Here is a 24,548-nt window from a genome sequence, read left to right on the forward strand (position 1 = left end):
AAAGTGAATCTCTGGCTCTCTCCGCAATGTATCAGGTACTACCGCAAGGTGACTGTGCTTCCCTGTGGTCGCCGCAAAGACATCAAGAAATCTCTCCGAACTCGGGACAAGCTGGTCGCTCGTGAACAAGTGGCTCAGATGCTTGCCTGTGTGCGTTCCCGGGTTAAACCTGAGACTGTCCAGCCAGAACCTCAGTCACATTCCCTGCCGGAGTTTCAGCAACTACCGCAACAGACACTCTCCGCGGTCAATCCTGCCCCTAAGGCAGTCTCTGCGGCTCCTTCTGCCATTTCATCCCCTGTGCCTTCAGAACTCAGTGAGCGTTACCTGATAGAGCGGGCTGTCTTGGTCATCCAAAGAACTCAACAACTCGAAGCACTACATCGGTTAAATCATCACTGCAAATGCACAACACTTAGCAGGGGCGCGGAGTGTTGTGCATTGTTGTTATCTCTTGGATCTGGGTTCAGAAGCTGCCATTTAAACCCAGACGGAAAGAGTCGTTGCGTTCATTTGAACCAAGGTTGGTTTTGTATGAAATTCCTAGTAACCAAGCGTGTCCCAGGTTGAAATCGAGACCCATATCCAGGCTTGCTAAATCGCTCTCCCGAGCATCGGGCTGGAGGCTGTAGAGTATGCCTTCGTCGCCCTGGTCGGTATAGCGCATCTTGTAGTCGCTGCTACGACTGAAGTTATGGCCCCACGCCAGGCCAATCTTTGGTGTTACCACCCCAAGCGGGGCCATCAGGTCATAGCTGGTACGCACCCCGAGGTAAGATGTGAAATTCTCTTGGCGGTGACCTTCGTAGGACAGACCGTAAATACCGCCACCATTTTCACGGTAAGCCTCCATGAGGGTTGTGCTGGCATTCAAGCGGCTGTAGGGGGCCAGTGACAGAGGCCCATTGCGATATTCATAGCTGGCAGTCAGGGATGCGAAGAATTGATCTGCACCCCGTGAGCCACTGGCAAATTCATCATCACTGCCGGTGATGTAGCGGTACGAGTCCAAGCTGATGCGGTTGTAGCCCAGCAGGCCATCGACATACACCTGCGGCACCTGACTCAGGCTTAGATAAGTGGCGATACCGATGGCATCCCCATCGCTGCGAGTGTTGTTTTTGCCAATATCACTGCGGTCGTTACCGATACCGATACCGATACCGACAATCGCGGTTGGTGATATGCGATAGTCAAAACCAGCGCTCAGGCCCAGTGTCGTGAAGATATTGTCTTGCGCGCCCAGCGCATGGGTCGAGCCGACGTTAACGAAGCCATCGCTCCAGAATGCCAAGGCATCCTGTTTGCAACCATTCTGTACAGAGGTTACGGCCTTGTCTTTTTCCAGTTGTGTCTGATAGGTGGGTTCTCCCTGCTGACTCTGGATAGCTTTGGCGATCTCGCCGAGAGGCATATCACGGTCATCCTTGCGCAAACTGGCATTGAACGAAGTGCGGTCGCAATTTGTTTGATGCAACTGCTCAAGACGTCGGTTGAAGTTGTCCATCTGAGTGCTGGCGAAGCGCTCTGCTGTTCGGGTCTGAGCGTTAAGCAGGCCGATAACTTCGGCATCTTTGGTCGGGTCTGGACGTTCCTGAATGACGAAACTGATGGTGCTTGCTGAGCTGGCTCCGCTACCGTTTCGCAGCCTGAAGCTGACGATTGCCGTCCCGGCGAAGGCGACTGACGGTACAAAACGCATCGAGAATGGCCCCATCATCATTGCTCGCCCGGCGGAAGCTGGGGTGACCGAACCCAGTGTTGCTTGGGTGAACGGGCCACCAGTGGCACCTTGGGTCAAGTCGACAGTGGCAGATTGCCCCGCCGCCAGGGTCTGGCTGGATGCTGGTACGGAGATCTCCATGGCAGATATGGTGATCGAGAAGTTTTGCAAGCTGGTAGCTCCGTTGGCATCAGTTACTGTGATGGCCAGCTCGGTAGTACCGGCTGTGCTTGGCGTACCGCTAATGAGGCCGCTGGTTGCATTCAGGCTCAGCCCTTCAGGTAGGGCTCCGGCGGTGATCGCATAGGAGTAGGGCGCGCTGCCGCCAGAGGCGGTGATGGTCTGGCTGTAGGCCGTGCCTACGCTGCCGTTGCTCAGGGTGCCGGGGTTTAGGGTAATGCTCGGCGTGCTGACAGTGATGGACACCGTCGCCGGGCTGGAGGTACCGCTGGCGTTGGTGGCGGTGTAGGTAAAGCTGTCGGGGCCGGAGAATCCGGCGGCCGGGGTGTAGGTGATGCTGGTACCGCTGGCGGTGGCGATGCCATGGCTGGCGGTGCTGGCCACGGCCACGCTGGTGGCTGTGCCGGTGATGTTCAGGGTGATCGAGTTGGCGCTGCTGTTGGCCGCTACCGTGGCGCTGACGGCGCCTGCTACCGGCGCCAGGCTGTTGATCACCAGGCTGTAGGCCTGGAGCCCGCTGGCGCTGTTGGCGTCGGTGGCGGTGACGGTCAGGTTGAAGGTGCCGCTGGCGCTCGGTGTACCGCTGATCACGCCACTGCTGGTGTTCAGGCTCAGGCCGGCCGGCAGGCTGCCAGCGGTGATCGCGTAGGTGTAGGGCGCGCTGCCGCCGGTGGCGGTGATGGTCTGGCTGTAGGCCATGCCGACGCTGCCGTTGCTCAGGGCGCCAGGGCTCACGACGATGCTCGGCGCGCTGACGGTAATGGTCACGGTGGTGGGGCTGGAGGTGCCGCTGGCATTGGTGGCGGTGTAGGTGAAGCTGTCGCTGCCAGCGTAACCGGCGGTCGGGGTATAGGTGATGCTGGTGCCGCTGGCGGTGGCAGTGCCATGGTTGGCGGCGCTGGCAATGGCCACGCTGCTGGCGGCGCCGCCGGTGATGTTCAGGGTGATTGGGTTGGCGCTGCTGTTGGCCGCTACTGTGGCGCTGACGGCATTGGCCACCGGTGGCAGGCCGTTGATCACTAGGCTGTAAGCCTGGAACCCGCTGGCGCTGTTGGCGTCGGTGGCGGTGAGGGTCAGGTTGAAGGTGCCGCTGGCGCTCGGCGTACCGCTGATCACGCCGCTGCTGGTGTTCAGGCTCAGGCCGGCCGGCAGGCTGCCGGCGGTGATCGCATAGGTGTAGGGCGCGCTGCCGCCGGAGGCGGTGAGGGTCTGGCTGTAGGCCGTGCCCTGGGTGCCGTCGGGTAGTGTCGTCGGGGTTATTGCCAGGGTGGGCGCGCTGACAGTAATGGTCACCGTGGCGGGGCTGGAGGTGCCGCTGGCGTTGGTGGCGGTGTAGGTAAAGCTGTCGCTGCCAGCGTAACCTGCGGTCGGGGTATAGGTGATGCTGGTGCCGCTGGCAGTGGCAGTGCCATGGCTGGCGGCGCTGGCCACGGCGACGCTGCTGGCGGCGCCGCCGGTGATGTTAAGGGTGATCGGGTTGGCGCTGCTGTTGGCCGCTACCGTGGTGCTAACGGCATTGGCCACCGGTGGCAGGCCGTTGATCACCAGGCTGTAGGCCTGGGAGCCAGTGGCGCTGTTGGCGTCTGTGGCGGTGACGGTAAAGTTGCCGGTACCGCTGGCGCTCGGTATACCGCTGATCACGCCACTGCTGATGTTCAGGTTCAGGCCGGCCGGCAGGCTGCCGGCGGTGATCGCGTAGGTGTAGGGTGCGCTGCCGCCGGAGGCGGTGACGGTCTGGCTGTAGGCCGTGCCCTGGGTGCCGTCGGGCAGTGTCATCGGGGTTATTGCCAGGGTGGGCGCGCTGACAGTAATGGTCACCGTAGTGGGGTTGGAGGTGCCGCTGGCGTTGGTGGCGGTGTAGGTGAAGCTGTCGCTGCCGGAGTAACCGGCGGTCGGTGTGTAGGTGATGCTGGTGCCGCTGGCGGTGGCGGTGCCATGGCTGGCGGCAGTGGCCACCGCCACGCTGCTGGCGGCGCCGCCGGTGATGTTCAGGGTGATCGGGTTGGCGCTGCTGTTGGCCGCTACCGTGGCGCTGACGGCATTGGCCACCGGTGGCAGGCCGTTGATCACCAGGCTGTAGGCCTGGGAGCCGGTGGCGCTGTTGGCGTCGGTGGCGGTGACGGTAAAGTTGCTGGTACCGCTGGCGCTCGGTGTACCGCTGATGGCGCCACTGCTGGTGTTCAGGCTCAGTCCGGCCGGCAGGCTGCCGGCGGTGATTGCATAGGTGTAGGGCGCACTGCCGCCGGTGGCGGTTACGGTCTGGTTGTAGGCCGTGCCCTGGGCGCCGTCGGGCAGTGTCGTCGGGGTTATTGCCAAGGTAGGCGCGCTGACAGTAATGGTCACCGTAGCGGGGCTGGAGGTGCCGCTGGCGTTGGTGGCGGTGTAGGTGAAGCTGTCGCTGCCGGAGTAACCGGCGGTCGGGGTGTAGGTGATGCTGGTGCCGCTGGCGGTGGCGGTGCCATGGCTGGCTGCCGTGGCCACGGCCACGCTGCTGGCGGTACCGCCGCTCAGGCTCAGGGTGATCGGGTTGGCACTGCTGTTGGCGGCCACTGTGGCGCTGACCGGCCCGACGGTCGGTGCTGGTACTGTGTAGGTATAACCGTTGGTCAGGGTCGCGGTGCCGCTCGGCGTGGTGACCACCACGTTCACCGCGCCGGCTGCGTGGGCCGGGGTGGTGGCAGTGATGGTGGTGGCGTTGCTGACGATGTAACCGGAGGCGGCTGTTCCGCCAAAGCTCACTGCTGTGGCGCCGGTAAAGTCGGTGCCGGTGAGGGTAACGGAGGTGGCGCCATCAGTGCTGCCGCTGTTCGGTGCAACGGAAGTGAGGGTCGGTACTGTGGAGCTGGTGACCACCAAGGTATAGGTTGCGACACCGCCCTGATTCAGGCCGTCATTCAGGGTGATGCTGAATGTGTAGGTGCCGGCTGTAGTTGGTGCGCCGTGGAGCGTGGTGGTCGAGCTACCCGGCGACGGGTCGAGGATCAGGCCGGGTGGTAGGCACGGCGTCACGCCATCGTAGTTCGGGTCGTTGGCATCGCACTCAACCCATTGGTCCAGCGGCAAGGCACCGCCAGTCGAGCTGATGGGAATACTCATGGACTGACCTACCGCCACGCTAGGTAAGGTACTGCCCGAAGCTGGACTGGTGATCACGGGAGCTGCGGCCATTGCCTGGGTGGGCAGTGCCAACATTACCAGTAATATAATGAGTGAAATCAGTGGGCCTTTTACCTTGGTACCGAGTGTGGCAACTGGTGTTTTCATGAGGGCTTCCTGCCTTGCGACCGGTTCTTGGGTCGAATCCAACGTAAATGTTGATAAAGGTCCTACGGTTACAGCGTGGTTACAGCCAGTCAAACCACCTGTTCTTGCATGCGTTCAAGGGTTATTTAGGTGCTGATTGACAGCAGCCCTAGCGGGTCGCTGCATCTGGATATAAAGGCCGCTGTCGGTACTGGTCTGGAAGCCCAGTCGTTCATAGAGCCTGCGAGCTGGGTTACCTCGTTCGACGCTCAGACTGCAGGTGTGGTGATCGGCATCCGCCTCGGCGAGCAATGAGTACAGCAACTGCGTACCTATGCCCCGGCCGTGCCAGGCCGGGAGCAGGGCAATATCGACGATACGCACATCGTGCGCCTGGCGATTCACGCACAGGCGTCCGATGGGCATTCCTGCCTGCTCGATGATCAGGAAGTCCGCCTTGGGGTAGTGTTTTTCATAGTGCTGGCGTTGCAGCTCGGCCTGGGAAGCCAGAAAGGCACGACGTTGATCGTCATGCCAGCCGGGCACTGCGCTGACCTCGGCCCAGCGGCGTGACAGGTACAGCTCATGCAAAAAAGCCCGGTCGTGGTCGTCCTGCTGACGCAGTTCGACCACCCGGCTTGTGGTTGGGGGCAGGTGGATGAAGTGTGTCATCAGCTTCTCATCGGGTACTCGCCATCCAGGCAGATGCAATAAACCAGCGTCAGGAAGGGTTGCATGGTGTTGCGCATGATCGGCGGTATCGTAGCATTGCCGCTCGGCATCACCGTGCCTGGTGCCAGCTTGGGGTCAGTCGCGGACGGAGTGGTGTTGTTGTACAGACGCACATTGCGTGGTTGTGCCAGGTAAGTGCTGTTGCTGGGGGTGTCCACGGCAGCTGCTGTCTCGCTGCCGTCTTTGGCCAATACCGTGTGGCTGTGGGACGAGATATTAGCGGGCACCATTTGTATCCTGTCGGCGCCCTGTTGAGTGCCGGGGATGGAGCCTATGGTTCCTCCTGTACCCATGGCGACCCGTCCGTTGAGATTGGGCAGTTTGAAGTTCTGTCCCGGAGTGCCTCCATACAGGGTGCCAATCACCGAATAGAGTGCCGGATTCTGCTGGACAAGAAGGGTCGTTCCATCGCAATAGGCCCAGTTTTGCGGGGCGAAGTTGTAGGGGAACAGTCTGATTTCACCGGTAAATGCATCCATGGTCGGTCGTTCCAGATTGAGTGATGAAAGTTACTGGGGGCGAGTCGGGTACAGGCCGACCAGGCAAATGATGTAGCTGATGCTCAATGAACCCATCAGATTCGAATGAGGGGTCACATTGATGCTGGGGGGAATCAGTGCCGTGCCGAGAAAGCCCGAGTTCAGGCTGTGGGTCGCTGAGGTACCGCTCGACTTGCTGTACAGGCCGGTGATGATGCCCGCTCCCGGGAACTTGCCGAAGGTCATTTTTCCGGGCGAAGTGGCGGGTGACGGCTCCGCGGAGGTGGCGGCGCCGGTGTTGGCCATGAAGGCATGGGTATGGCTCGGCGTGTTCTCCGGGCGCATGGTGACTTCTGCCAGGCCTGTGGTTGTCGACAGCACCCTTGGGGTCAGGCCCGGACCAGTCCCTGCCCCCACAACGAGTCGGCCGGAGTAGTCCGGCACTGCGAATGTATTGCTGCCGTTGCCACCGTACAGGGTGCCCAGTAACGAATACAGGGCTTGATTGTCGTTGATCGACAGCAGTTTGCCGTCACACAGCGTCCAACCTTCAGGCGCGTAGTTGCCGGCGAACATGCGGATTTCTCCAACGAATGCTTCAGACATATCAATTTCCTTGCTTGAGGGTCTGTTAACTGTCGTTAAGGCCGCGGTGGGTAGTAGCCGGTCGTGGCGATGCAGAAATAGCCCACGATCGAAGGCTGCATGTTCGGCATGGGCAAGCCCTGGGTTGGAACGACAGTGGTGCTGACCAAGGACACCAGCACACTGTCTGCGGCGTCCTCCGAGGTGTAGGTCGGTTTCGAAACCGCGCCTAGGGAGTTGGAGCTGATGGCAGGAATGTTGCCGGCGGGGCCAGCGTTGCCGGGGGTGTTCGAGACATGGGTGCTATGGGTGTGGGCGAGCAGCGAGTTTTGCGGCATCGTCACGGTTTCGCTACCGCCCATGGTGCCCCGTGCATGGGTATCCATGATCGGAGCGACAGGCGAGGCCTGGACGTTCTGCCCCAAGGCGACCCGGCCACGCAGGTCCGGCAGGCCGAAGGTGGTGCTGCCATTGCCACCATAGGTATTGCCCAGCAGGGAGGCCAGCGCCACATTGCTTTGGAATGGCAGTACCTGGCCCTCGCAAGCGAGCCAGCCTTCAGGTGCCCAGCCCCAGGGGAACAGGCGAATTTCACCGAGAAAAGGATCCATGTTTTTCTCCTTGAACAAGATAATGGCGCCTAAATCCATTTACTGCAGGAGAGTAGCAAGCGCTCTTTTAGAGAATAGACTGGCTTGGATTCATTTGGCAAGTGTGTCTTCATATTTAATAGTGCATACGACGAATCACTAATAGTTGATATAATTACTCAACATCTTTTTTCATAAAAGCCCATGTGGTGGCTTAGAGTGCATTCGCATGCTATGTCGTAAATATATTGATTGAAAACCAGTATCCATACTGCACTATCAGAGTGAAATGATCAGCTGACAGCATTGATACATGCGGAAGTATTCTTCTATAGCCACTACGATGACTTGCATCAATATCATCCAACTCGATGACGAGCAATGAGTGGTCAATCCGGTATAGATGAAAACCAATTCATTTCAATGCGTTATGGCGCTTAATCAAAAAATATAACTGTATTGATTTAGTCATCCCGGACACAAGTTTAGATGGCAAAGTCGTTTGCATATCCAGATGTGAAAGCTACGTTGTTTATTTAAGGCTGAATTCAAACTGAAAGACAGGCTAAAAAATAGTGAGTATTGATATTTTCCTACGCCTTGACTGTTCCAGAACCCTTATCATGAAAAGAGAACTGTTTTATGGCGAATCATGTGGGTGTCTGCTGCAAGCAGAAAGTAAAATTAGGTAGTCTATTACATCAATTTCGGCATCTTGGTGACTTTTGATATGGTGGGATAAGATGCCTTTTAACTGAACCAATAACCCTCTTCGCATGTTTTCCGATCCTAGCGCAAGGTGGCCCATCGTTTTCGCAATGTTGGTATGAACTTCTTGATATTGTGGCCATGGCAAAGAGATGTCAGCGCTATCACGAAGCAACGGGTTAGTTTTGAACCTATGTATCAGGTGAAGAGACAAGAGCTGGCCATAACGCCAGCTGGCTCATGGCTGCTCTGGAGAAGGCCCCGCTTGCAGCGCGGGAGCCGGCTCATTCAGGTCGGCGACAATCTGCCAGAAGGCGTCGATGAGCGGGCCCTTGCTGTGGGGCGGGCAGATGAGGCCGATGATCCAGCTCGCCTCGGCATCACGCAGCGGCAGGGTCAGCACATCCGGATGTTCTATGGTGGTGGAGGAGGGCACCAGGGTCCAGGCGATGTCGGCGGCGGCGGTAGCGACGCCGGCGGCGAAGTCGTTGACGTACTGGATATCGCGAAAGCGCAGCCCGCTCTGGGCCAGATAGTTCATCAGGTGATCATAAAACGAGGGGGCCTTGTCCCGGCGCAAGATAGCCAGCGGCTTGTCCACCAGATCCGCCAGTTCGTGTACGCCGGCGTAGCTGGCCGGCAGCACGGCGACAAAGTGTTCCCGCACCACCGGCAGACAGTGCCACCCCTTGGGGGCGGGCAGGCGGCAAAAACCGAGGTCCAGCTTGCCCTCGCTCAAGGCCAGCAACTGGTGGTGAGTAGAGAGATCGTTGAGCTCTATGGTGACCTGCGGGCGTTCGGTGCGAAAACGGGCGATGGCGGCGGGCACCAGGATCTTGGTGGCAACGCCAAAGCCGATGCGCAGGGTGCCGCTGTTGCCCGCCAGCACGTCACGGGCGGTGCGGCCGAGTTGCTCGCTGGCCGCCACCAAGGCGCGGGCATCCTCATAGAGGGCCCGCCCCAGCACGGTGAGGCGGGTACTGCTGGCATTACGCTCGAACAGCTCACCGCCCAGCGCCTCTTCCAGCCGCCGTATTTGCTTGCTCAGGGCCGACTGGGTGACGTGCTGGCGCACCGCTGCCTGACCGAAGTGCAGCACTTCTCCCAGGGTGACGAAGGCTTTCAGATCCCGTAACTCCATCCCGGCCCCTATGATTCCTGTTTGGAATGTTGAATGGTTTGATTTGTCATTGGACGGAATTTTATAACTGTTCGATGCTTATGCCAATTCCATTGGGCGCCGCCAGTCGGCGCGATAAAGGTGGCAGGTGCCACCGCCGCAGAAGGAGCAACCCCAGATGCATCACCACAAGTTCAACGACTTCCCCGCCGATTTTCTGTGGGGCGCCGCCTCCGCCGCCTACCAGGTGGAAGGGGCCTGGAACGCCGATGGCAAGGGCCCCTCGGTGTGGGATCTGTTCACCAAGTTGCCGGGCAAGACCTTTGAGGGCAGCAACGGCGACGTGGCGGTGGATCACTATCACCGCATGGAGGAGGACGTGGCGCTGATGGCGGAAATGGGGCTCAAGGCCTACCGCTTCTCGGTGAGCTGGCCGCGTATCTATCCCACCGGCCGCGGCGAGGTGAACGAGGCGGGGCTGGCCTTCTACGAGAAACTCATCGACACCCTGCTGGCGCACCAGATAGAGCCGGTGCTCACCCTCTATCACTGGGATCTGCCCCAGGCGCTGCAGGATGAGTACGGCGGTTGGGAAGACCGACGCATCATCGAGGATTTCGAGCGCTACTGCGTGACCTTGTACCAGCGCTTTGCCAGCAAGGTGAAGTACTGGGTATCGCTCAACGAGCAGAACTACAACCTGACCAACGCCTATCAGCTCGGCACGCACCCGCCCGCAGTGCAGGACCGCAAGCGCTTCTTTGCTGCCAACCACATCGCGTTTCTGGCCAACGCCAGGGTCATCAAGGCGTTCCGCCAGCACGTGCCGAACGGCCTCATCGGCCCAAGCTTTGCTTATTCGCCCGCCTATCCGGCGTCGTGCGATCCCAAAGACATGCTGGCGTTTGAAAACGCCGAGGAGTTCACCAACCTCTGGTGGTTGGATGCCTACTGCTTTGGCCGCTATCCGCAGGCGGCGCTTGCCTATCTGCGGGAAACCGGCGAGGCGCCGGATATCCTGCCCGGCGATCTCGAGCTGCTGCGGGAAGGGACGCCCGACTACATCGGGGTCAACTACTACTACACCCTGACCTTCACCGACAATCCGCTCGGCGGCCAGACCCTGCAGCGCATCAACACCACTGGCAAGAAGGGCACTACGCCGTCCAGCGGCATTCCCGGCCTCTACAAGACGGCCCCCAATCCGCACCTTGAGACCAGCAACTGGGACTGGGCCATCGACCCGACCGGGATGCGCATCGCCCTGCGCCGGCTCTCTTCCCGCTACGGTCTGCCGCTGATGATCACCGAGAACGGCCTCGGCGAGTTCGACAAGCTGGCAGCGGGAGATCGGGTACACGATGACTACCGCATCGACTATCTGCGCAGCCACGTCAAGGCGTGCCAGGAGGCGCTGCAGGACGGGGTGGAACTGCTGGGCTATTGCGCCTGGTCGTTCACCGACATCCTGAGCTGGCTCAACGGCTACCAGAAGCGCTACGGCTTCGTCTTTGTGGAGCGTGACGAACAAGGCGGCTCCCTGCACCGGCTCAAGAAGGACAGCTTCTACTGGTATCAGACGGTAATAAGCTCGGGCGGCAAAACGCTCTAAGCAAATCGAGCCGCAGTACTTTGACAGGCTCCGCCCACCGGCGGGGCCTGTTGTTTTTGGTGGGAACGAGACGGTGAGGCGAAAGAGGGGGTGGACTGCAATGGGATGTGGGGTCAGTGATAGCTGACGTCCACGCTCTCCTCGGCGCTATGGGCCAGATGGGTCATGGCATAGATGAAGAATTCGGCTGGGGAGAGCGGCTTGGAGTAGTAGTAGCCCTGGATCTCGTCCACCCCGATATGGGCCAGTTGCTGCAGTTCATGCAGGCTCTCCACCCCCTCGGCCACCACTACCAGCCCCAGCTGATGGGATAGTTTGGTGATGGACTCGACGAACATGAATTGCCGCGGGTCGGTCTCGATGTTGCTGACGAAGGACTTGTCAATCTTGAGCTTGTCAAAGCTCAGGGACATCAGATAGGAGAAGGAGGACCAGCCGGTGCCGAAATCATCCAGTGCGATGCGCACGTGGATGTGTTTGAGCTCCTTGAAGATGCGCTGGCTGAGCGGCAGATCGTCGAGTGCGATGGTTTCGGTCAGTTCCAGAATGAGCTGTTCGGCGCGCAGCGGGCTCTGTTGCAGCATCTCGTTCACCTGGTGGAACAGGGCCGGGGTGAACATGGAGTTGGAGAGGTTGATGGCCAGCTCCAGCTTGTCCACGAAGCTGGCCGGCAACTGCGACATGTCGTGGTTGACCCGGCTGAAGATCCATTTGCCGAGCAGCTCGCCGAGGCCGTTCTCCTCCGCCATGGCGATGATGTCCAGCGGGTTGATGAAGCCGTATTCGGGGTGGTGCCAGCGGATCAGCACCTCGGCCCCCATGTTGTAGGCATTGCCCGGTTTTATCACCGGCTGATAGTGCAGATAGAGGGTGCTGTTGGAGATGATATTCAGATGTTCACGCAGTTCGGCGGCCAGTTTCCGGTTGCGGCTGTAGTGTTCGAACATCCGGTGGTTGAACACCTGCAGGTGGTTCTCCTTGAGCTTTTTGGCATTGGCGAGGGCAATGTCGGCGAACAGGATCAGCTCCTCGATCTTGTGGGCCGTGATGGGGTGCTGGCTTATTCCCATGCTGACGCGCACCCGGTGCGCCGGATCGGCCTGAAAGACGGTGGGCCTCAATTCATCCAGCAGCCGGACAAGGTAGGGAACACGGTGCTCGATGGGCATGGCGCCATAGATGAAGAGGGCAAATTCATCGCCGCCCATGCGGGCGATGAAGGCCTGGTCATGGGCATACTCTCTGATCTGGTTGGCCACCATGGTGAGCAGCTCATCCCCGGCGGCATAGCCCAGGCTGTCGTTGACCTCCTTGAAGTTGTTCAACTCGACCAGACAGATGGTCAGGGTACAGTCAGCGGGCTGCTTGCCCTTGGCCAGCCGCGCCAGGCGGGTCATGAAGGCAGCCCGGTTGGGCAGCAGGGTCAGTGGGTCGTTCCAGGCCAGGAAGTATTGCAGCTTCATCTCCCGGGAGACCACGAACAGGATGAGCAGGCCGATGGCCAGCAGGGCGACCAGTACCAGTACGTGCCCTTCCTTGGACTGCTGTAGCTCCTGACGCTGCTTGATGGCGGAGGGGCCGGTGAAGTTCATCACCATCAGATCCCGGATGGAAGGCAGCAGCTTGTTCATTCTGCCTTCCATCTCGGCCAGCCGGGCTGAATCGGGGGTGGGGTTGACCACGTCCTGCTCATACTCCTTGAGCACGTCAAAGAAGGCGCCGACTCTCTCGCTGGCGTTGAAACGCTCGCGAATGAGAGCCGTCTCCTGCCCGGTCAGAAAGATGTCCAGCCGATTCCAGGCGATGTCATAGGCCTTGTTCAACTGCTTCGCATCGGCCTGACCGCTGCGATACAGCGACAGCTGCTCTTCAACACTGTGCAGCTCAAGCTCCAGCTGGGCCAGAGACCAGGCGGAGAGCTGGTTATATTTGACCATGTCATTGAAGGTGCGATCGTAATTGAAGAGTGACCACATGGTCACCCCCAGAAAGGAGACCATGATAAAGGCAAGGGAGAGGAACTTGCCCTTGATCATCATTACATCCCTTCAAGCTTGAGCACTTGCCACACCATCAGGCTGTGATATTGCTCGATATTGAGCTCGGGGTGGTCCGACAGGGGGTAGATGACCCAGATCGGGCCCTTGTTGCGCAGGGTCAGTGCCTTGCCATCTTCCTCGATGGCCAGCAGCACGGGGTATTTCTCGACATCTTGCCGCGGGATCACCGCAAAGTAGTCGTTCTGGGCCATCACTTTTATCTTGTCGGCAGTGACGCCGAGGGTATCGAGCACCGTCTTGAGCAAGACGCCGCGATAGACATGGGAGCCCTTGGTCCAGGGAGTGGTGGTGGTGACGCTGGCTTGCGGCAGCGCCTGCAGCTGGGCGCGGCTGTACTCCATCTTGTCGGCGTTGTTGCAGCAACCCTTGGCGGCGACGCTGAGGATGACTTCATCGGCACTGTAGGCCTGGCCGCAGAAGAGTAAAGACAAGAGGTAAAACAGGGGTAAGGTTAGCGCTTTCATGGTGGGTTCCTTATGGGCAACTTATTGATATCCAGCCTGTTGAGGCCGTTTCGCTCTAACCATAGACCATTTCCGAATGGCTATTGATGATGGTTTAAGGTAACCACAAGGCCTCATTTTCTTCACATCTATTACACAACCGGCACGTGCCTTGCCAAATTGATCCAACTCATCTTTTTGTCAATTAGATGAGGGGTATCTGGGTGAGGCTACCACCAGAGTGCATATTCTGATTTAAATTCAATGTGTTTACCCGGCCCCAGACACGGGATGTTTCACGTTGGCAGATGTGGACACGCATCATGAACAGCAACACCCCATACACCCGCAGCGGTGAGCACGTTTCCCAGCAGGTTGATCTGCGCCAGGTGGTATACGCCTTGTCGGCGTCGCTGGATCTGGTCGGCATCGGTGATGTGGCACACGGCAAGCGGGTCGGCATCATGGCCGCCGAGTGCGGCAAGGCGCTGGGAGCAAATGCCAGCGAGCGAGCCTGCCTGTTCGAACTGGGGGTGCTGCACGATATCGGCGTCTCCTCCACCTTCATCCACTGCCATCTGGTCAGCGAGTTTGACTGGGAGTCCTCCCAGTTCCACTGCGAGGTCGGTCATGACCTGCTAAAGGACTTTCCGCCGCTGGCGCCGCTGGCGGAACCCATCCGTTATCACCACACCCACTGGCACCGGTTGGTACAAACCCCTGGACTGGCGGCGGGCGTGATGCGCCAGGCCAATCTCATTTTTCTGGTGGACCGGGTGGATGCCCTGGCGGCACCTCATTACGGCGATGGCTCCCTGTTGATGCACACCCACGAGATCCGGCAACGGATCGAGGCGTGTGCCGGCGAGTTTTTCGATCCCGAGCTGGTGGCGGCCTTCCTCTTGGCATCCCGCTCGGAGGCGTTCTGGCTGCAACTGGAAGGACGTGCCATCAGCGACTACATGCACGACATGCTGAGCGAGCGGGAACCTTGTCTCACCAGCAACGGCGAGCTCAAGCAGCTGGCGCGGATCTTCTCGGCCATCGTTGATGCCAAGAGTCCCTTCACCGTGGCCCACTCCCTCGGCGTGGCCAGACTGGCCCGGCTGCTGGCCGAGCTGATGGGCATTGAAGAGGGGCACTGCGAGCAGCTGGAGATTGCCGGGCTGCTGCACGATCTTGGCAAGCTGCGGGTGCCTGACGAAATCCTCGACAAGGCGGGGTCACTCGATGAGCGGGAGCGGGCCATCATCAATACTCACTGTTTCGAGACCTATCAGATCCTGCGCCATATCGACGGCTTCGAGGCCATCGCCCTGTGGGCCTCCTATCACCATGAAGAGCCCAATGGCTGCGGTTACCCTTTCCACCTGACCGCCGAGGCGATGCCGCTGGAGGCGAGGATCCTGCGGGTGGCCGACATCTTCCAGGCCATGGTGCAGAACCGCCCCTACCGGGAGGGGTTGAGCGCCGGGCAGGCGCTCGGCTTTTTGCAGCAACTGGCCAGCCAGAACCGGGTCGATGTAGAAGTGGTTGCGACCCTGGCCGCCCATCTGCCGCAGGCGCTGTGTGCCGCCTGCGGACAAGCGCCTGACGTCAGCTCAAGCCACTGACGGGCTGTCTCCGTTGGCAGGGGTTTATCCTCTGCGCAGGCAGGTCTAGAGGAACATGCCGCCCGAGGCCTCGATGCGCTGGGCATTGATCCAGCGGCTGTCAGGGGAGAGCAGGGCGGCAATCACGCCGCCGATGTCTTCCGGCTGGCCCACCCGTCCCAAGGCGGTCTGACTGGCGATGAAGTCGTTGACGGCCTGATTGTCCCGCACCACACCCCCGCCAAAGTCGGTTTCGATGGCCCCCGGCGCCACCACGTTGACGGCGATGCCGCGCGGCCCCAGCTCCTTGGCCAGATAGCGGGTCAGCACTTCGACACCCCCCTTCATGGCCGCATAGGCGGCATAACCGGGCAGTGCAAAGCGGGTGAGCCCGCTCGACAGGTTGAGGATGCGCCCGCCATCGCGGATCAGCGGCAGCAATTGTTGCGTCAGAAAGAAGACCCCCTTCAGGTGAATGTTGAACAGGGTATCGAACTGCTGTTCGGTGGTCTGCTCTAGGGTGGCGTGAATGCCGATACCGGCGTTGTTGACCAGAAAATCGATCTGCTGGCGCTGCCATGCGCCCAGCTGCTCCTTTACCTGGCGGGCGAAGGTGGCAAAGCTGCTGCTGTCGGACACATCGAGGGGCAAGGCGTGGGCCTTGACGCCGAGTGCGGTCGCCTGGGCCACCACGGCCGCCGCTTCATCGGCCTGACTGCGATAGGTGATGATGAGGTCGACGCCGCGAGCGGCGAGGGTCAGCGCCGCCTGTTTGCCAAGGCCGCGGCTGGCGCCGGTGATGAGTGCGATGGGGTGGGCCATGTGGGGACTCCTGTCTGTGGGTAATGCGCTCGGGATGAGCCGGTGTGATCACTTTATTGTCCGTTGTTGATTGGATAAATAAGGTGATAATGAATGCACTGTTCCAATTGGCGAGACAATGGCGGCATGGATCAACTGGATGCGATGAGGATGTTTGTACGGGTGGCGGAGCTGGAGAGCTTTACCCGCAGTGCCGAACAGCTAGGAGTCCCCAAGGCGACGCTCTCGGCGACCATTCGGCGGCTGGAGGAGCAGATGGGCACCCGCTTGCTGCAACGCACCACCCGGCGGGTGCAGCTGACCCCGGATGGCAAGCTCTGTTACGCCCGCTGCCAGGATCTGCTGGCGGACATGGAGGAGTTCAACGCGCTGTTTCGCCAGCAGGGGCAGCTGAGCGGCCAGCTGCGGGTGGACATGCCGAGCCGGATGGCCCGCCATCTGGTGATCCCGGCGCTGCCCGCCTGGCTTGCGGCCCACCCCGACCTGCAACTGCTGCTGAGCAGCACGGACCGGCGGGTCGATCTGGTGCGAGAGGGTTTTGACTGCGTGATCCGGGTCGGGGCACTCGAGCCCTCCAGCCTGGTGGCGCGCCCCCTCGGCCACTACCGCCAGATCAACTGTGCCAGCGCTGGCTACCTGGCCCGCCATGGAACACCGCGCAGCCTGAGCGAGCTGAGCGACCATCGGCTGGTGCACTACGGTGGCGGCAGCGGACCTAGGGAGAGCGGTTTCGAGTACCTGCAGGCGGATGGCTCTCGCGCCGTGCTGGCGATGAGCGGGGCGCTCACGGTGAACGACAGCGAATCCTATCTGGCGGCGGCGCTGGCCGGGCTTGGTATCATCCAGCTGCCGCGAGTCGGGGTGGAGCCACTGCTGGCCAGTGGCGAGCTGGTGGCCATCCTGCCAAAGTGGCAGGCGCCGCCGCTGCCTATTCACGCCCTCTATGCCCATCGCCGTCAGCTGGCTCCCCGGGTGCAGGCGTTCATCCTGTGGTTGAGCGGCATTCAGGCGTCGGCGCAGGAGCCTGACAAACTGTGCGATGGCGGGCAGCCAAGCAGCGGGAGCGACGCGGCCGATTGACTCGTTGACGTTACTCTCATCGGCGGCCGGCACTGCGGGCCTCTCTATGGTTGCCATCGACAATCCCGGTTTGGCGCAAGGGGTGGGCTTGGGCATAATGGCGCCCCATGTTGGCCGCCCCTTTGCTGTGTGGCCAGACCCAGCAACAGTGCAGAGGAGATGAGATGAAATTTATCGGAGCCCACGTCAGTGCGGCCGGCGGGGTGGAGAATACCATCGCCCGCGCCCAGGCCATCGGCGCCAATGCCTTCGCCCTGTTTACCAAGAACCAGCGCCAGTGGCAGGCGGCGCCGCTCTCCGAGACCAGCATCCGCGCCTTCAAGCTGGCCTGCGAGAAGGGGGGCTTTCGCCCCGAGCAGATCCTGCCCCACGACAGCTACCTCATCAATCTGGGCCACCCGGATCCCGATGGCCTCGCCAAGTCCCGAGACGCCTTTCTGGACGAAATGAAGCGCTGCGAACAGTTGGGGCTCTGCTACCTCAATTTTCATCCGGGCAGCCACCTGAAGCAGATCCCGGAGGCGGCCAGCCTCAAGCTGGTGAGCGAATCCATCAACTGGGCGCTGGAGCGCAGCCAGGGGGTGACGGCGGTGATCGAAAATACCGCCGGTCAGGGCACCAACCTCGGCTGGTCGTTCGAGCATCTGGCCACCATCATCGACGGAGTGGAGGACAAGAACCGGGTCGGCATCTGCTTTGACACCTGCCACGCCTTTGCCGCCGGTTATGATCTGCGTACCCCCGAGGGGTGCGAGGCGGTGTTTGCCGACTTCGACCGTATTGTGGGGTTCGACTACCTCAAGGGGATGCATATCAACGGCGCCAAGTGCACTTTCGGCAGCCGGGTCGATCGCCACCACAGCCTGCGCGAGGGGAACCTGGGGGAGGCTGTGTTCCATCACATCATGAATGACCATCGCTTCGACGGCATTCCGCTGATCCTGGAGACCATCGACGAGTCCATCTGGGGCGACGAGATCCGCTGGTTGCGCAGCCTGGCGAAGGCATGATGACTGACTGGCAGACAGCATAAGGAAACAGGGATGCAAGATAGATCAAGCGACCAGCCGCTGCGCTGGGGGATTGCCGGGGCGGGGGCCATTGCTCGCCGTTTTTGTCAGGATGTGAACGGGCATGCCAGTGGCAGCCGGGTGGTGGCGATCGCCGCCCGTGATCAAGCGCGGGCGCAGGCCTTTGCCGACGAGCAGGGGCTGCCCCACGCCCATGGTAGCTATCAGGCGCTGGCGGCCAGCCCCCAGGTGGAGGCGGTTTATGTGGCGGTGATCCACCCGGAGCACGCCGCCCTGATCGAACTCATGCTGCTGGCGGGCAAGCACGTGCTGGTGGAAAAACCGGCGGTGACCCGGGTGGCGGACTGGGATCGGCTGGTGCGGCTCGCCGCCGAGCGAGGCCTGCTGCTGATGGAGGCGATGAAGGTGATGTGCTTCCCCGCCATGCGTGAATTGCTGGGGCGGCTTGCGGCCCTGCCGGCCCCCGACAGGCTGCGGGCCGCCTTTGGCTCGGTGCAGGCATGGGACGGCAAGCTGTTCAACCCGGCGCTGGCCGGCGGCGCCGCCTGGGATGTGGGGGTCTACCCGCTCTGGCTCTATGCCGCCCTGTGTCACCAGCTCGGGCTGGCGGCGGGTGAGCCCGAGGTCACGCTGTCTCGCCAGGCGGGCGAGGTGGACGAAGCCGCCCGCTTTGATTTTGCCGGCCCGCTCAAGGCCGAACTTGCTGCCTCCATCGTCGCAGATCTCGACAAGTCGGCCTGGCTGTCCGGGCCCGGCTGGGCGCTGGAGCTGGTGGGCAAGTGGTGGAATCCCCAGCAGATAGCGTGGCGTGGTGGCGACCCCCTGCCAGCCTGGCCGCACGACATCGCGCAGCCGGTCGGGGGCGGCGGCATGCAGCACGAGGCGGATCACTTTGCCGCCTGCGTCAGACAAGGATTGAGCGACTCGCCCTGGGTGCCGCAGGCGCTGAGCAGACAAGTGCTGGGCTGGGTCGAGCGGGGATTGCAGCCCGCGAAACGCTGAGTCACAAGGCTGAATGACAAAGAGGGAGAGCCTGGGCTCTCCCTCTTATATTGCGGCCGATACCCCGGCGGCAAGGGCAATGCCGGGCAGATCATCCCATTGGCTCAGGTGCTGCTGGCATCGCTGTGCAACACATCCTCCTGGGCGCGGCAAAATTGCAGAAAGCGGCGCAGGGTGGCGGAGTGATACTTCTGCCGGTGCCAGATGAGGGAGAGCTGACGGGGGAAGCGACGGGTCAGGGGCAGGGCCACCAGACGGCCGGCCTGCAACCGATCCGACACCGCCAGGTGGGAGATGAAGGAGATGCCGAGCCCCTTCTCGACCGCCAGCATCACCGCCTCCAGGGTGTTGAGCTCGAGCCCGGCCTGCCAGCGGGGCAGCTCGGGCTGGATCTGCTGCTCGAACTGCTCGCGGCTGCCGGACTGGGGCTCGCGCAGCACCCAGGTCTCATCGCTCAGCTGGGCGAGGGAGAGACGGCTGCGGCCGGCGAGGGGGTGCGCGGGCTGGGCCACGATCAGCATCTCGTCGTGGAGCCAGGGCTCGCTGACCAGATCCGGGTGATGGTTCTCCCCCTCGATCAGCGCCAGATCCAGCTCGAAGTTGGCCAGCAGGTGGCAGAGCTGGTGGGTATTGGTGATGGTGACCCGGGGTGGCTGTCCCAGCTCCTGCTTGCTGGTGGCGAGCAGGGCCGGCAGCAGGTAGTTGCCGATGGTCTGGCTGGCGCCCAGACGCAGCTGGCCGCTCGGTTCGGCATCCGGGCTGAACAGGGTTTCGATGTCCTGCATCCGGGTCAGCAGCTCCTCGGCCGCCGGTTGCAGCAGGCGCCCCTCGTTGTTGAGCTGCAATCTGGGGTGAATGCGATCGAACAACGGGGTGGCGAGCTGGCGCTCCAGCTCCTGCAACGACTGGGAGACGGCGCCCTTGCTCAGGCACAGTTCATTGGCGGCCAGCCCCAGATTGCCGTAACGGGCGATGGTGGCAAAGACCTTGAGTTGTTGCAGGGTCAGCTTCATGTTTGGATATCCTGAACGATTGATTTAATTCATTTAGATATCGTAAACGATACGGGGCCATTATCCTATGCCCATCGTCTCTCATCAGAGGTTTCAGACATGATCGCAAGAACCCGTCAATCCTTAGGCAAAGCCCCGACTCCCATGGCAGGGCTGGCACTCGGGATCGCCAGTCTCGGTTGGTGCTGGGAAAATGCCGGTCACTTCGATGGCCGTCTGCAGTTGCTGGGGGCAGCCATTGCCGCCGTGCTGCTGGTGATCCTGACCTTCAAGTTTCTGCTGCACCCGCGCCTGCTGTGGCAGGATCTGGCTCACCCCGTGGTCGGCAGCGTGGTGCCCACCTATGCCATGGGCACCATGGTGGTTTCCAAGGCGGTCGGCATGCTCGACGCCGGTCTGGGCGAGGGGCTCTGGCTGTTTGCCGTGCTGCTGCACCTGGCGTTCCTGGCCACTTTCGTCTGGCATCGGGCCAAACAGTTTGAAATCCACCACATGGTGCCGAGCTGGTTCGTGCCGCCGGTGGGGATCATCGTTGCTGACGTCGCCTTCCCGGGCGGCCAGTTTGCGGGGCTGGCCAACGGCCTGCTCTGGTTCGGCATGCTCTGCTATGGCCTGATGCTGCCGCTGATGCTCTATCGCCTTATCTTCAGCCATGAAGTGCCGGATGCCGCCAAACCGACCATCGCCATCCTGGCGGCCCCCGCCAGCCTGTCACTGGCCGGTTACCTGACCGTGAGCGAGGAACCCTCCCTGCTGCTGGTGGCCGTGCTGCTGGGGATTGCGGTGCTGATGACCGGCATCATCTATCTGGCCTTCATCAAGCTGCTGCGTCTGCCGTTCTCACCGGGCTACGCCGCCTTCACCTTCCCGCTGGTGATCGGCGCCACCGCCCTGTTCAAGGTGAGCCACCTGGTCGAGCAGTGGCCCCAGGCGGCCGAGTATGTCGAGCAGATCCGGCTGCTGGCCCACTTCGAACTGGGCGCCGCCACCCTGATCGTCGGCTATGTGGCCCTGCGCTACCTGATGTTCTTCCTGCCACTCGGCGGCAGCGATGAGATGACGCACGGCATGGTTCGTCGCTAAGAAAAAGACGGCGAGAGCCGGGATACGGGGCGTTGATGAGCAACCTTGCAGCAGACAGGGGCCATCAACCGGATAATGACCAAGCGCTTCACCCCCGGGTGAAGCGCTTTTTGTACCGGTTCTGGCAGAGAAAGGTGCCATTCATGCCCGTTGGCGCCCCGTTTTTTGCGCCAGCGCCCAGCCTGGGGGGACAATGATGAATTTCACTGGTATTACCTGTCAGGACGAATACAATGCAGCTCCATTTTCTTAGTTTGATCCCCATCCATGTCTTCCCATGATCCCGTGTTTGACACCCGCTTCGAGGCCAGATTCCTGCATCCACGCTATTGGCTGAGCTGGCTGGCGCTTGGCGTACTGATGCTGCTGGCCTTCGTGCCGGTCCGTCTGCGCGACCGTCTCGCCGCCGCCCTGGCACCGCTGGTGTTCCGTATCTCGAAAAAGCAGATCTATATCGCCAGAACCAACCTGGCACTCTGTTTTCCGCAAAAGAGCGAGGCCGAACGCGACGCCATCCTGATGACCTCGATCCGGGTCGGTCTCAAGAGTCTGCTCGGCTTTGGCGAGTTCTCCGTGCGCAGCCCCGCCTATCTGATGAGCCGGATGCAGGTCAGCGGCTGGGAACATATCGAGGCGGAGCAGGCCGCCGGCCGACCGGTGATCCTGGTGGTGCCTCACAGCTGGCCGGTGGATGCGGCCGGTTACTACTTCACCCGGCGCGGGGTGCCCATGTGCACCATGATGAAGCGGGCGCGCAATCCGGTCTTTGACTGGCACCTCAATCGGGCCCGGGCCCGCAACGGTTGCCGGGTTTATGAGCGCAGTGCCGGCATCAAGGCGGTGATCCGTACCATCAAGGGCAGTCGCAGCTTCTTCTATCTGCCGGATCAGGATCATGGCCGCGAGAAGAGCATTTTTGCCCCCTTCTTCGGGCACCCCAAGGCGACGCTGCCGGCGTTGCCACGGCTGGTGCAGGTGAGCGGTGCCAAAGCGGTGCCGCTGCTGGCCTGCTATGACGAGGCCAAGCACTGTTACCGGCTGGAGATCGACGCGCCGTTTGACAACTATCCCACCGAGGACGTGATGGCCGACACCTGCCGGATGAACGACATGGTGCAGCAGCAGCTCTGCCGCGACCCCGGTCAGTACATGTGGTTCCTCAAGATCTTCGACACCCGCGAGGATCAGGTGGGCCTGGATGGCCGCTACGAGGCGGGGATCCAGCGCATCCGCAGTGGCTTGCAGCCGCTGCCTTGAGGCGGCACGCCTTTATGTCATATGGCCCTGCGGGGCCATTTTTGTTGGCGATGGTGACCCGTCATGGGGGGAGGGCTTCCTTGCCTGCCAGCCCGGTGGCCGGGGGGCGTGGCCGCCAAAGTGGAAAAATCTGTCAGGATAATTAAAATAACCGTTTATTTTCTATGACTTGATGGCGGCCATGTCCTCACACGATCCGGTTTTTGACACCTCATTTCATCCCCGTCTGCTGCATCCGCGCTGGTGGGGCAGCTGGCTGGCGCTCGGTCTGCTCTGTCTGCTGGCGCTGGTGCCCCATGGTCTGCGCGACCGGCTCGCCAACCGTCTGGCGCCCACCCTGCTGCGGATTTCTAAGAAGCAGGCCTACATTGCCGAGACCAACCTCAAGATCTGTTTTCCCGAGCTGGACGAGGCTGGTCGTCAGGCCCTGCTGCTCAAATCGATCCGAGTCGGTCTCAAGACCTTCATGGGCTTTGCCGAGCTGACCCTGCGCAGCGCCGCTCATCTGGCCAGCCGCGTCAAGGTGCGTGGCTGGGAGCATATCGAGGCAGAGCGGGCCGCCGGGCGGCCGGTGATCCTGGTGGTGCCCCACACCTGGGCGGTGGACATGATCGGCCGCTACTTCGCCATTCGGGGGCTGACCATGTGCACCATGATGAAGAGCCCGAAGGATCAGGTGTTTGACTGGTACATCAACCGTGAGCGGGCCAAGGGCGGCAAGGTATATGAGCGCAGTGTCGGCATCAAGCCGGCCATCAAGGCGATCCGCAGCGGCGCCAGCTTCTTCTACCTGCCGGATCAGGATCACGGCCGCGAGGCCAGCATCTTCGTACCTTTCTTCGGCCATCCCAAGGCGACCCTGCCGGCCCTGCCCAAACTGGTGAAACTGACCGGCGCCAGGGCGGTGCCCATTCTCGCCTGTTATGACGAGGAGGAGGGCTGCTACCGGCTGGAGATCGAGCCGCCTTTCGACCCCTATCCCGGTGCGGATCTGGTGGCCGATGTCTGCGCCATGAACGGCATGGTGGAGCAGCAGCTGCGACAGCATCCCGAGCAGTACATGTGGTTTCTCAAGATCTTCGAGACCATGGAGCACCAGCAAGGATCGGATGGGTTCTACGAAGAGGGCATTAAGCGGATCCGTGGCGATCTCCCTCCCGGGGAGTGAGGCCGGCCGACCCGGCGGCGCGGGTTATCGCACCGGGATCATTGCGGTTGTCGGCACGCCGGGTGCCGTCAGGAAACAGGGATAGGCAAGTGGCCCGGGAGGGGCTATCTTCTGATGCGCAAATAGGGTAAAAGGGCGGCCATGAAAATTCCAAATCGAATCCAACCTCTGGTTGATGACGGCCTGGTCGATGACGTCATCAGCCGGCTGATGAGCGGCAAAGAGGCCGACGTCTATGTGGTGCGCTGCGGCGACGAGATCCGCTGCGCCAAAGTCTATAAAGAGGCGTCCAAGCGCAGCTTCAAGCAGGCCGTGGTCTATCAGGAAGGGCGCAAGGTGCGCGGCAGTCGCGATGCCCGCGCCATGGAGAAAGGCTCCAAATACGGTCGCAAGCAGCATGAAGAGGTGTGGCAAAACACCGAAGTCGATGCCCTGTTCAAGCTGGCGGCGGCCGGGGTGCGGGTGCCCAGGCCCTATGTCTGCCTCGATGGCGTGCTGCTGATGGAGCTCATCACTGACGAAGAGGGCAATGTCGCCCCCCGCCTCAACGACGTGGCGCTCTCTGCCGAGCAGGCGCTCATCGACCATGGCAAGGTGATCCGTTACGTGGTGCGCATGCTCTGCGCCGGCCTCATCCACGGCGATCTCTCCGAGTTCAACGTGCTGGTGGATGAACAGGGCCCGGTCATCATCGATCTGCCCCAGGTGGTGGATGCCGCCGCCAACAACCAGGCCAAGGCCATGCTGGAGCGGGACGTCAACAACATGCGCAACTACTACGGCATGTATGCCCCCGAGCTGCTCAAGACCCGCTACGCCCGGGAGATGTGGGCCCTGTATGAAGATGGCAAGCTGACCCCCGACAGCGAACTGACCGGCTTGTTCGAGGAGAGCCGCGAGCAGGTGGATCTCGATTCTGTATTGCACGAGATCGAGAGCGCCCAGGAGGAGGCACTGGCCCGTCAGGCCAGGATGAAGGCCGAAGAGGAAGACAGCTACTGATCTTGCTGCGGGTGGCCGTAGTC

At 61.3% G+C, this 24,548-nt stretch carries 19 protein-coding genes; 9 read left to right on the plus strand and 10 right to left on the minus strand.

Going from position 1 to position 24,548, the window contains the following annotated elements:
• Nucleotides 1-466: 466 nt before the first annotated feature.
• The 6 genes from C2U40_RS08910 to C2U40_RS08935 all read right to left on the minus strand — a co-directional run bounded on the left by C2U40_RS08910 (nt 467) and on the right by C2U40_RS08935 (nt 9,381).
• A complete protein-coding gene (locus C2U40_RS08910; RefSeq protein WP_103827530.1) occupies nt 467-4,999 on the minus strand; it encodes a putative Ig domain-containing protein in 4,533 nt (1,510 codons plus the stop codon).
• A 282-nt stretch (nt 5,000-5,281) separates the two neighbouring features.
• Entirely contained in the window at nt 5,282-5,818 is a 537-nt protein-coding gene (locus C2U40_RS08915; protein WP_103827529.1) for a GNAT family N-acetyltransferase, read from the minus strand.
• Entirely contained in the window at nt 5,818-6,357 is a 540-nt protein-coding gene (locus tag C2U40_RS08920) for a phage tail protein (RefSeq protein WP_103827528.1), read from the minus strand. The genes C2U40_RS08915 and C2U40_RS08920 overlap by 1 nt, the downstream gene beginning before the upstream one ends.
• A 30-nt stretch (nt 6,358-6,387) precedes the next feature.
• A complete protein-coding gene (locus tag C2U40_RS08925) occupies nt 6,388-6,963 on the minus strand; it encodes a phage tail protein (protein WP_103827527.1) in 576 nt (191 codons plus the stop codon).
• 35 nt (nt 6,964-6,998) lie between these two features.
• Nucleotides 6,999-7,553, minus strand: a complete 555-nt coding sequence (locus C2U40_RS08930) for a phage tail protein (protein ID WP_103827535.1) — start codon at nt 7,551-7,553, stop codon at nt 6,999-7,001.
• 925 nt (nt 7,554-8,478) lie between these two features.
• Nucleotides 8,479-9,381 (minus strand): LysR family transcriptional regulator, encoded by a 903-nt coding sequence (locus C2U40_RS08935; protein ID WP_103827526.1) that lies wholly within the window; start codon nt 9,379-9,381, stop codon nt 8,479-8,481.
• Nucleotides 9,382-9,538: 157 nt separating this feature from the next.
• Here C2U40_RS08935 and C2U40_RS08940 point away from each other — a divergent pair, with 157 nt between their 5' ends.
• Nucleotides 9,539-10,972, plus strand: coding sequence for a glycoside hydrolase family 1 protein (locus C2U40_RS08940; protein WP_103827525.1), 1,434 nt, complete (start codon nt 9,539-9,541; stop codon nt 10,970-10,972).
• 113 nt (nt 10,973-11,085) lie between these two features.
• Here the strand turns inward: C2U40_RS08940 and C2U40_RS08945 are convergent, their stop codons facing one another.
• Nucleotides 11,086-13,011 (minus strand): putative bifunctional diguanylate cyclase/phosphodiesterase, encoded by a 1,926-nt coding sequence (locus C2U40_RS08945; protein WP_181014769.1) that lies wholly within the window; start codon nt 13,009-13,011, stop codon nt 11,086-11,088.
• On the minus strand, nt 13,011-13,496 hold the full coding sequence (locus C2U40_RS08950) for a molybdopterin-dependent oxidoreductase (protein ID WP_103827524.1): 486 nt from the start codon (nt 13,494-13,496) through the stop codon (nt 13,011-13,013). Before C2U40_RS08950 ends, C2U40_RS08945 begins: the two co-directional genes overlap by 1 nt.
• A gap of 302 nt (nt 13,497-13,798) precedes the next feature.
• Between C2U40_RS08950 and C2U40_RS08955 the strand changes: the two genes are divergently transcribed.
• Complete coding sequence (locus C2U40_RS08955; RefSeq protein ID WP_233768832.1) at nt 13,799-15,088, plus strand: HD-GYP domain-containing protein; 1,290 nt, start codon at nt 13,799-13,801, stop codon at nt 15,086-15,088.
• Between the two features lie 45 nt (nt 15,089-15,133).
• On the opposite strand, the gene C2U40_RS08960 is transcribed toward C2U40_RS08955, so the two are convergent.
• Nucleotides 15,134-15,889 (minus strand): SDR family NAD(P)-dependent oxidoreductase, encoded by a 756-nt coding sequence (locus C2U40_RS08960; protein WP_103827522.1) that lies wholly within the window; start codon nt 15,887-15,889, stop codon nt 15,134-15,136.
• 126 nt (nt 15,890-16,015) lie between these two features.
• Between C2U40_RS08960 and C2U40_RS08965 the strand changes: the two genes are divergently transcribed.
• From C2U40_RS08965 to C2U40_RS08975, 3 genes are all read left to right on the plus strand, one after another.
• Nucleotides 16,016-16,969 (plus strand): LysR family transcriptional regulator, encoded by a 954-nt coding sequence (locus tag C2U40_RS08965; protein ID WP_103827521.1) that lies wholly within the window; start codon nt 16,016-16,018, stop codon nt 16,967-16,969.
• A gap of 164 nt (nt 16,970-17,133) precedes the next feature.
• Entirely contained in the window at nt 17,134-17,979 is an 846-nt protein-coding gene (gene nfo, locus C2U40_RS08970; RefSeq protein WP_103827520.1) for a deoxyribonuclease IV, read from the plus strand.
• A 33-nt stretch (nt 17,980-18,012) separates the two neighbouring features.
• The gene (locus C2U40_RS08975) at nt 18,013-19,002 is read left to right on the plus strand and encodes a Gfo/Idh/MocA family protein (protein WP_103827519.1); all 990 of its coding nucleotides are present in this window, start codon (nt 18,013-18,015) and stop codon (nt 19,000-19,002) included.
• Nucleotides 19,003-19,106: 104 nt separating this feature from the next.
• On the opposite strand, the gene C2U40_RS08980 is transcribed toward C2U40_RS08975, so the two are convergent.
• Nucleotides 19,107-20,015 carry a LysR substrate-binding domain-containing protein gene (locus C2U40_RS08980; RefSeq protein WP_041217995.1) on the minus strand — a complete coding sequence of 303 codons (909 nt, stop codon included), beginning with the start codon at nt 20,013-20,015 and terminating at the stop codon, nt 19,107-19,109.
• A gap of 99 nt (nt 20,016-20,114) precedes the next feature.
• Here C2U40_RS08980 and C2U40_RS08985 point away from each other — a divergent pair, with 99 nt between their 5' ends.
• The 4 genes from C2U40_RS08985 (at nt 20,115) to C2U40_RS09000 (ending at nt 24,525) form a co-directional block, all read left to right on the plus strand.
• The gene (locus C2U40_RS08985; RefSeq protein ID WP_103827518.1) at nt 20,115-21,098 is read left to right on the plus strand and encodes a TDT family transporter; all 984 of its coding nucleotides are present in this window, start codon (nt 20,115-20,117) and stop codon (nt 21,096-21,098) included.
• Between the two features lie 267 nt (nt 21,099-21,365).
• A complete protein-coding gene (lpxM, locus tag C2U40_RS08990; RefSeq protein WP_103827517.1) occupies nt 21,366-22,355 on the plus strand; it encodes a lauroyl-Kdo(2)-lipid IV(A) myristoyltransferase in 990 nt (329 codons plus the stop codon).
• 172 nt (nt 22,356-22,527) lie between these two features.
• Nucleotides 22,528-23,523 carry an LpxL/LpxP family acyltransferase gene (locus C2U40_RS08995; protein WP_043161760.1) on the plus strand — a complete coding sequence of 332 codons (996 nt, stop codon included), beginning with the start codon at nt 22,528-22,530 and terminating at the stop codon, nt 23,521-23,523.
• A gap of 141 nt (nt 23,524-23,664) precedes the next feature.
• Nucleotides 23,665-24,525, plus strand: a complete 861-nt coding sequence (locus tag C2U40_RS09000) for a PA4780 family RIO1-like protein kinase (RefSeq protein ID WP_103827516.1) — start codon at nt 23,665-23,667, stop codon at nt 24,523-24,525.
• Nucleotides 24,526-24,548 lie beyond the last annotated feature (23 nt).

The organism is Aeromonas sp. ASNIH4 (assembly GCF_002934425.1).
Classification (GTDB): Bacteria; Pseudomonadota; Gammaproteobacteria; order Enterobacterales; family Aeromonadaceae; genus Aeromonas; species Aeromonas hydrophila.

Bases quoted from the DNA above. Each gene is read 5' to 3' on its own strand.
- C2U40_RS08910 (WP_103827530.1), bottom strand. From the start codon at position 4,999: ATGAGTATTCCCATCAGCTCGACTGGCGGTGCCTTGCCGCTGGACCAA.
- C2U40_RS08915 (WP_103827529.1), bottom strand. From the start codon at position 5,818: ATGACACACTTCATCCACCTGCCCCCAACCACAAGCCGGGTGGTCGAA.
- C2U40_RS08920 (WP_103827528.1), bottom strand. From the start codon at position 6,357: ATGGATGCATTTACCGGTGAAATCAGACTGTTCCCCTACAACTTCGCC.
- C2U40_RS08925 (WP_103827527.1), bottom strand. From the start codon at position 6,963: ATGTCTGAAGCATTCGTTGGAGAAATCCGCATGTTCGCCGGCAACTAC.
- C2U40_RS08930 (WP_103827535.1), bottom strand. From the start codon at position 7,553: ATGGATCCTTTTCTCGGTGAAATTCGCCTGTTCCCCTGGGGCTGGGCA.
- C2U40_RS08935 (WP_103827526.1), bottom strand. From the start codon at position 9,381: ATGGAGTTACGGGATCTGAAAGCCTTCGTCACCCTGGGAGAAGTGCTG.
- C2U40_RS08940 (WP_103827525.1), top strand. From the start codon at position 9,539: ATGCATCACCACAAGTTCAACGACTTCCCCGCCGATTTTCTGTGGGGC.
- C2U40_RS08945 (WP_181014769.1), bottom strand. From the start codon at position 13,011: ATGATGATCAAGGGCAAGTTCCTCTCCCTTGCCTTTATCATGGTCTCC.
- C2U40_RS08950 (WP_103827524.1), bottom strand. From the start codon at position 13,496: ATGAAAGCGCTAACCTTACCCCTGTTTTACCTCTTGTCTTTACTCTTC.
- C2U40_RS08955 (WP_233768832.1), top strand. From the start codon at position 13,799: ATGAACAGCAACACCCCATACACCCGCAGCGGTGAGCACGTTTCCCAG.
- C2U40_RS08960 (WP_103827522.1), bottom strand. From the start codon at position 15,889: ATGGCCCACCCCATCGCACTCATCACCGGCGCCAGCCGCGGCCTTGGC.
- C2U40_RS08965 (WP_103827521.1), top strand. From the start codon at position 16,016: ATGGATCAACTGGATGCGATGAGGATGTTTGTACGGGTGGCGGAGCTG.
- nfo (WP_103827520.1), top strand. From the start codon at position 17,134: ATGAAATTTATCGGAGCCCACGTCAGTGCGGCCGGCGGGGTGGAGAAT.
- C2U40_RS08975 (WP_103827519.1), top strand. From the start codon at position 18,013: ATGCAAGATAGATCAAGCGACCAGCCGCTGCGCTGGGGGATTGCCGGG.
- C2U40_RS08980 (WP_041217995.1), bottom strand. From the start codon at position 20,015: ATGAAGCTGACCCTGCAACAACTCAAGGTCTTTGCCACCATCGCCCGT.
- C2U40_RS08985 (WP_103827518.1), top strand. From the start codon at position 20,115: ATGATCGCAAGAACCCGTCAATCCTTAGGCAAAGCCCCGACTCCCATG.
- lpxM (WP_103827517.1), top strand. From the start codon at position 21,366: ATGTCTTCCCATGATCCCGTGTTTGACACCCGCTTCGAGGCCAGATTC.
- C2U40_RS08995 (WP_043161760.1), top strand. From the start codon at position 22,528: ATGGCGGCCATGTCCTCACACGATCCGGTTTTTGACACCTCATTTCAT.
- C2U40_RS09000 (WP_103827516.1), top strand. From the start codon at position 23,665: ATGAAAATTCCAAATCGAATCCAACCTCTGGTTGATGACGGCCTGGTC.